11 protein-coding genes and 1 pseudogene are annotated in these 5,069 nt (G+C 46.3%); 2 read left to right on the plus strand and 10 right to left on the minus strand.

The window, feature by feature from the left end; genetic code table 11:
* The 4 genes from Q1A69_RS20490 to Q1A69_RS19695 all read right to left on the minus strand — a co-directional run.
* Positions 1-176: RHS repeat domain-containing protein (locus Q1A69_RS20490; RefSeq protein ID WP_366525623.1), on the minus strand; the 176-nt coding region annotated here is incomplete at its 3' end.
* Between the two features lie 169 nt (positions 177-345).
* Positions 346-873 (minus strand): hypothetical protein, encoded by a 528-nt coding sequence (locus Q1A69_RS19685; protein ID WP_299589491.1) that lies wholly within the window; start codon positions 871-873, stop codon positions 346-348.
* Entirely contained in the window at positions 873-1,682 is an 810-nt protein-coding gene (locus Q1A69_RS19690) for an RHS repeat-associated core domain-containing protein (RefSeq protein ID WP_299589493.1), read from the minus strand. Before Q1A69_RS19690 ends, Q1A69_RS19685 begins: the two co-directional genes overlap by 1 nt.
* A gap of 77 nt (positions 1,683-1,759) precedes the next feature.
* Positions 1,760-2,446: an RHS repeat domain-containing protein gene (locus tag Q1A69_RS19695; RefSeq protein ID WP_366525624.1), complete on the minus strand. Its 687-nt coding sequence runs from the start codon at positions 2,444-2,446 to the stop codon at positions 1,760-1,762.
* Between Q1A69_RS19695 and Q1A69_RS19700 the strand changes: the two genes are divergently transcribed.
* Positions 2,353-2,601, plus strand: coding sequence for a hypothetical protein (locus Q1A69_RS19700; RefSeq protein WP_299589496.1), 249 nt, complete (start codon positions 2,353-2,355; stop codon positions 2,599-2,601). The two genes, Q1A69_RS19695 and Q1A69_RS19700, sit on opposite strands and share 94 nt — an antisense overlap.
* Positions 2,602-2,634: 33 nt before the next feature.
* Here the strand turns inward: Q1A69_RS19700 and Q1A69_RS20495 are convergent.
* From Q1A69_RS20495 to Q1A69_RS20505, 4 genes and pseudogenes are all read right to left on the minus strand, one after another.
* Positions 2,635-2,706: pseudogene (locus tag Q1A69_RS20495) on the minus strand (hypothetical protein); the annotation flags it as partial.
* Positions 2,673-2,927, minus strand: a complete 255-nt coding sequence (locus Q1A69_RS19705) for an RHS repeat domain-containing protein (RefSeq protein WP_366525625.1) — start codon at positions 2,925-2,927, stop codon at positions 2,673-2,675. The gene Q1A69_RS19705 and the pseudogene Q1A69_RS20495, both read right to left, overlap by 34 nt.
* Entirely contained in the window at positions 2,852-3,136 is a 285-nt protein-coding gene (locus Q1A69_RS20500) for a hypothetical protein (protein ID WP_366525626.1), read from the minus strand. The genes Q1A69_RS19705 and Q1A69_RS20500 overlap by 76 nt, the downstream gene beginning before the upstream one ends.
* Positions 3,045-3,302 (minus strand): RHS repeat domain-containing protein, encoded by a 258-nt coding sequence (locus tag Q1A69_RS20505; protein ID WP_366525627.1) that lies wholly within the window; start codon positions 3,300-3,302, stop codon positions 3,045-3,047. The genes Q1A69_RS20500 and Q1A69_RS20505 overlap by 92 nt, the downstream gene beginning before the upstream one ends.
* Here Q1A69_RS20505 and Q1A69_RS19710 point away from each other — a divergent pair.
* Positions 3,237-3,449, plus strand: a complete 213-nt coding sequence (locus Q1A69_RS19710; RefSeq protein WP_299589498.1) for a hypothetical protein — start codon at positions 3,237-3,239, stop codon at positions 3,447-3,449. The two genes, Q1A69_RS20505 and Q1A69_RS19710, sit on opposite strands and share 66 nt — an antisense overlap.
* A gap of 262 nt (positions 3,450-3,711) precedes the next feature.
* Here Q1A69_RS19710 and Q1A69_RS19715 read toward each other — a convergent pair whose 3' ends face one another.
* Together Q1A69_RS19715 and Q1A69_RS19720 are read right to left on the minus strand one after the other, a co-directional pair.
* Complete coding sequence (locus Q1A69_RS19715) at positions 3,712-4,185, minus strand: hypothetical protein (protein WP_143730755.1); 474 nt, start codon at positions 4,183-4,185, stop codon at positions 3,712-3,714.
* Between the two features lie 5 nt (positions 4,186-4,190).
* Positions 4,191-5,069, minus strand: an 879-nt coding sequence (locus Q1A69_RS19720; RefSeq protein WP_299589501.1) for an RHS repeat-associated core domain-containing protein, incomplete at its 5' end; no start/stop codon positions are given.

Here is a 5,069-nt window from a genome sequence, read left to right on the forward strand (position 1 = left end):
TTAACCTGACTGAGGCCGTCGTAGGCGTAGCAGGTACTTCGACCTTCGGAGTCGGTAACTTCGGCCAGTAATCCCTGGGGGTTGTAACTGTATTGGGTGCGGGCGCCATCTGGGGTAATTACCGCATGGATGCGATCCTGGGCATCGTATTCGTAGCCAGTGATCAGATACCCGATTAAAGGTTAATTAAACGACAATAGTTTACTCTGACCTCATTTATTAGCCTCAATGAGAAGCCCGAAACTGAATAGGTTGCTGAAATAAAAAATCATGAAATTTAAGAAAAATATTATGCTTCATTTCTTAAAATCAGGGAAACATAGCAAATTCATCAACTTCTACTCATCACAACTCAAAATCACTCCACCCAGAAAAGGATCCAGGAGGAGCCTTACGGTGAGAGGGTTTACGATAAGGTGATTTTACAAAATAAACAGGTTCAACCTGATCTTTATCTAAAAACCTTGACATCCATTCCGCCCAGAAATATCTATCTACAACCTTCTCCTCACCTTTCTTAAATGCATTAGCCTCAAATGTGGAAATTAAACTTTCGGGACAACTGGGCCTCTCTCCGCTTAAGATGTGTTTCAAAAATTCATCAGGGAGCTCAATAAAATGATCTGTAATATAATGTAATAACCCTCCCTGCCAAGCCCAAACACCATCTGTTTCGTATGATTCACAAACAAAATCTTTACAACCAAAAGCACAACGCTTAAAACCTAGCCAGGCAATAGCACAAGGGCTCTCATCCAAGTACGTATATATTCTTTCTATCTCATTCTGAGAATACGGATATCCACCCCCTCCATGTCTTACAATTAATTCATAATCATCATTATCACCTAATATTTTTATTTTTTTCATCACTAAGTACTTCCCTTTGGTTTATAAACAGTAAATGCCTCTGGGTCATCTTGTACTCGCTCTATTACCTCTCTACTTCCTGGGTTTTCCTCTAGATATTCAATAGTAGCCTTTTCATCTGCCACTACAATTGATCCACCGTCTTCTACTCTCATTCTTCCGTTACCTCCCGTTACTGGAACCCCTAACGTATCGGCCAAAGCCTGCCTTGCTGGCCCAGGTTCTCGACAACAGGCAATCATCTCCACACTATTAGGGGTAAAACCATATTGCTTAAGCTTGCCCCCGAGTTGCTCACCGGATAAGTACTCACCGAAAACTACAAAACCATTGCCATCAGCATGAGTAATAATAGTTAATTTCTCGACATCACGTAAATCGTTGATAGTTTCTGGGAGTATTTCAGGAATATTCCTACCTCTAATAAGACGCTGAACATTTCGAATGGCTTTTCCATCTTTGGGTTCTAAATTCAATACCGCATTTTTATAGCGTCCGGTTAGTAAGTTATAATTTTCAGGGATCTCTTCCCCTTGGATTGCCGGCTCACAATCCTTACTAGTTAAACCAAAAGGGTCTATCCAACTTACCGGATTAGGGGCATACCGATAATTATTCGATCCTCCCAGCAAGCCAATAGGATCCTGCTGAGTAAATTCCCCCTCCCGCGAATCATAGTATCTAAACCGGTTGTAGTGCAGCCCGGTCTCTTCATCAAAGTACTGCCCCTGAAAACGAATCGGTTGGTCTATCTGATTTTCATGGGCCAGGGCAATATTGCCATAGCTCTTATAGGCAACACTCCATACCACTTCGCCTTCTTGATTGGTGAGAGTATCTGGGGTTCCCAGGTGATCCAGATGGTAGTGATAAACCTGATTATCTTCTCTTAGTGCAACCGGTTTGAAAGTGCCCGGTTCAAAGTAGTAGGTACGGGTATTGAGATCCTGCTTGGTCTGGCTATCGACTTTATTTTCCTGCAGGAGTACGTCGCCATCCCAGAGAAAACCGGTTTGCTCGCTTTCACTCGCTTTACCAATATGGCGCCCCAGGGGTCGTATTGGTAGTGGGTGACCTGCGGGAACTGTTCTGTGCCGTTTTCTATCTTAAACTTTTCTACACGGGCCATCTGTTGGCGGTTGTTGTAGTGATAGCGGGTTTGCAGTTTTTGCCCTTTACCGCGCAGTTCGGCGATGCGGTTGCCGTGGATATCGTAGCGGTAGTGGGTATCACCACGAAAAGCGAGGCGATTGCCTTTGACCTGAGTGGCGCTGGCTTGCTGCTTGGCTTCGTCTTTCGAATTGGCGGCAGCCAGGATATTGTGCGCGGGGTCATGCACAAAGTATTCGGGGTTGGGGCCGTCTACCTGGGTAAGGCGGTCGAGGGCGTCGTAGTGGTAGCTACGGGTGCCCCGCAGGCTGTCCTCAATTTGGGCGATCTGGCCAGCTTTGTTGTATTGGTAGCGGCGCTCCAGGATGGAGTTTGACTGAGTTGGATCGGATACCGGACCATTGGCCTTGCCCAGGAGCAGCTTTTGCAGGCGGCCTTGAAGATCGTAGTCTCTCTGGCTTTCCAGCCCATTGCCATGTTGGCGCGGCTTTCCCTGCCCTGTTCATCGTGACTGATGCTGGTGATCAGTTGATCGGCGTCACCACCGACAGGGCGGTGATGCAGGCTTTGGAATTGGCCAGCGGGATTGAAAGCGAAGTTCAGTACTTCACCATCGGATAATGTTGTGGCAATACGATTACCGACGGCATCGTATTCCCAGTAGCACTCACCGTTTTCGTTAGTAAGGCCAATTAAATTGCGCTCGCCGTCGTAGTGGTATTCCAGGCGGCTGCCGTCGGGTTGGTGTGGGTCTTAACCTGACTGAGGCCGTCGTAGGCGTAGCAGGTACTGCGACCTTCGGAGTCGGTAACTTCGGCCAGTAATCCCTGAGGGTTGTAGCTGTATTGGGTGCGAGCACCATCTGGGGTGGTTACCGCATGGATACGGTCCTGGGCGTCGTATTCGTAGCGAGTGACCTGGCCAGGAGCGTGTTGTACTTCTTCCAGGCGGCGAGCGCTGTCGTAGCGGTAGTGCTGGGCGCGGCGAGTTTACCCTCAGGATTCCACAAGTAGCGAGTGGTATTTCCCAGTGGGTCGGTAACACTGCCGATCAGACCAACGGGGTTATAGCCATACTGGGTTGTTGCCGAGAGGATCTTTGGTGGCAGCGATCTGACCTTTTTTGTTGTACTCGCGTTGCCACTTATTGCCCGCAGGGTCCGTAACTTTTGCGGGCAGGCCTTCGCTATTGTATTCAATGCGGTGCTTATTGCCGGCGGAATCGGTTTTTTGTATCAGGCGGCCTTGATCGTCGTATTGATAAATCTCTTCGCGCAGGCTGCCATCGTCGCTTGGCAGCTGTACCTTAGTGATCTGGCCCAGGTCGTTGTAACTGTAAAGGGTCTCGGCACCTTCCGGGTCGCGGTGATAAATGGGCAGGGCGCGCTCATTGAAGCGGTAACGCTCTTTACCGCCGCGGGTATCAGTTACGGTGACACCCTGCCATCATCATCCCAATCAAACTGGTAGTTGTATGTGGCCTGCCCATCGATAGGATCGCCCCACTGGCGCACACAGCGGGCCGAGGGACCTTCGGCATCCCATTCGAAGTGGAAGCGGTAGCCGGTTTTTAGGGGTGGGAGTATTAGATGTCCACAAAAGTAGTCTATCTCAACCGAAACTTTAAAGTAGTTTTAAGGGCTTAATGGAACCAGCAGCAAGGCTTATAGGACCACTCTACAATTTGCCCTGGGTTTCCAAACTACACATTTAGATGTTTGAGCCCAACATGCTACTCCATTTCAAGCTCTTCGAGAATTTTTTTTAAAATCTCATTTCCTTTGCGGCAAGCAAAACTAGCATGCGTGTTTAATTTATCCTTATATTCATTCAAGGCACCTGCACTCTTAAACTTTAACAAGTAATTTTTTACGAGAGTAGACTCCAAAGAATCCATTTCTAAAAACAAATTGGACCCCGGTAATTTATGTGAACTTTTCTGAGCCACATATGATGAAAAATTTGCAAGAAAGTTAGATAGATCTGCTTCCGTGAGAGACAGGTCCTTTATAAAATTTATAAAAGAATCGTCAAACTTTTTGCCATTATCTGAAGATGCTTTTAAAAATGTATGCGCATGACCACTTATGTTTGCTCCATGTACATGCCCTTCGTAATCAGGACTTGGAACAAAGTAGACACCCTCTCCTCTAAAAAAGTTATCTGTTTCTTTATTATTTAGAGCCAATTCAAATAAATTAACCATAGAACTCACCGAATACGCTTGGATTTTGAAAAATTATTCATTAGTTCATCTGCGCTATTATCATGTGCAATTTTCTCAGAACCCACTAAAGCAGCCTCGCTAGTTCCACCTTTAGTTTTCCCTCCTGGGACCCATTCTCCCTCATATGCGCCAGCTTCACGACCATCAGGAATATCATAAGTAAACCTTGTATCTCCTGGCTCTATCACCACATAAACTATTTTCTCGTCACTCAAATCTACATTACCTAAACTCAGCTCATCCCTTAAAACCGTCCAATCACGGCCAGATGACTCATATTTTTCTATAACAGCATCCATTTCAGATCGTAAACCAACAAATTTACGTGGAGGGAGAGTTGGATATTCAGGGTTTTCCATCCAACCTTGAATAGCAATAAACCCAGCCCCTTCATTCTGAAATTTATCTAAATGAGCATTAATATAGGACTGCGGCAAGTAAGTTGACGGATCCGGTCGTTTAAGCTTTTCAGTGCGACCGCCCATCGCAGCCACTTCTTTCATCTTTTGATATGACTTAGCCGCTTCAGAGCTATTCGCAAAATGCCCTTTAGTGTCTCTCTGAAATTCATTCCAAGAATTCACTGGTGGACAATCTTTACTAGTTAGCCCGTAGGGGTCTATCCAAGTAACTGGATTGGGTACATACCGATAATTATTAACTCCCCCCAGCAGCCCCACCGGGTCCTGCTGAGTAAACTCCCCAACCTGCGGATCATAGTACCTAAACCGGTTGTAGTGCAGGCCAGTCTCTTCATCAAAGTACTGCCCCTGGAAACGAATCGGCTGCTCTATCTGATTTTCATGGGCCAGAGCAATATTGCCATAACTCTTGTAGGCAACACTCCATACCACTTCACCATC

The organism is uncultured Microbulbifer sp., assembly GCF_947498635.1.
Taxonomy (GTDB): domain Bacteria; phylum Pseudomonadota; class Gammaproteobacteria; order Pseudomonadales; family Cellvibrionaceae; genus Microbulbifer; species Microbulbifer echini.

What these genes read in the sequence shown, in the direction of transcription:
- Q1A69_RS19715 (WP_143730755.1), bottom strand. Translation starts at nt 4,185, where the DNA reads ATGGTTAATTTATTTGAATTGGCTCTAAATAATAAAGAAACAGATAAC.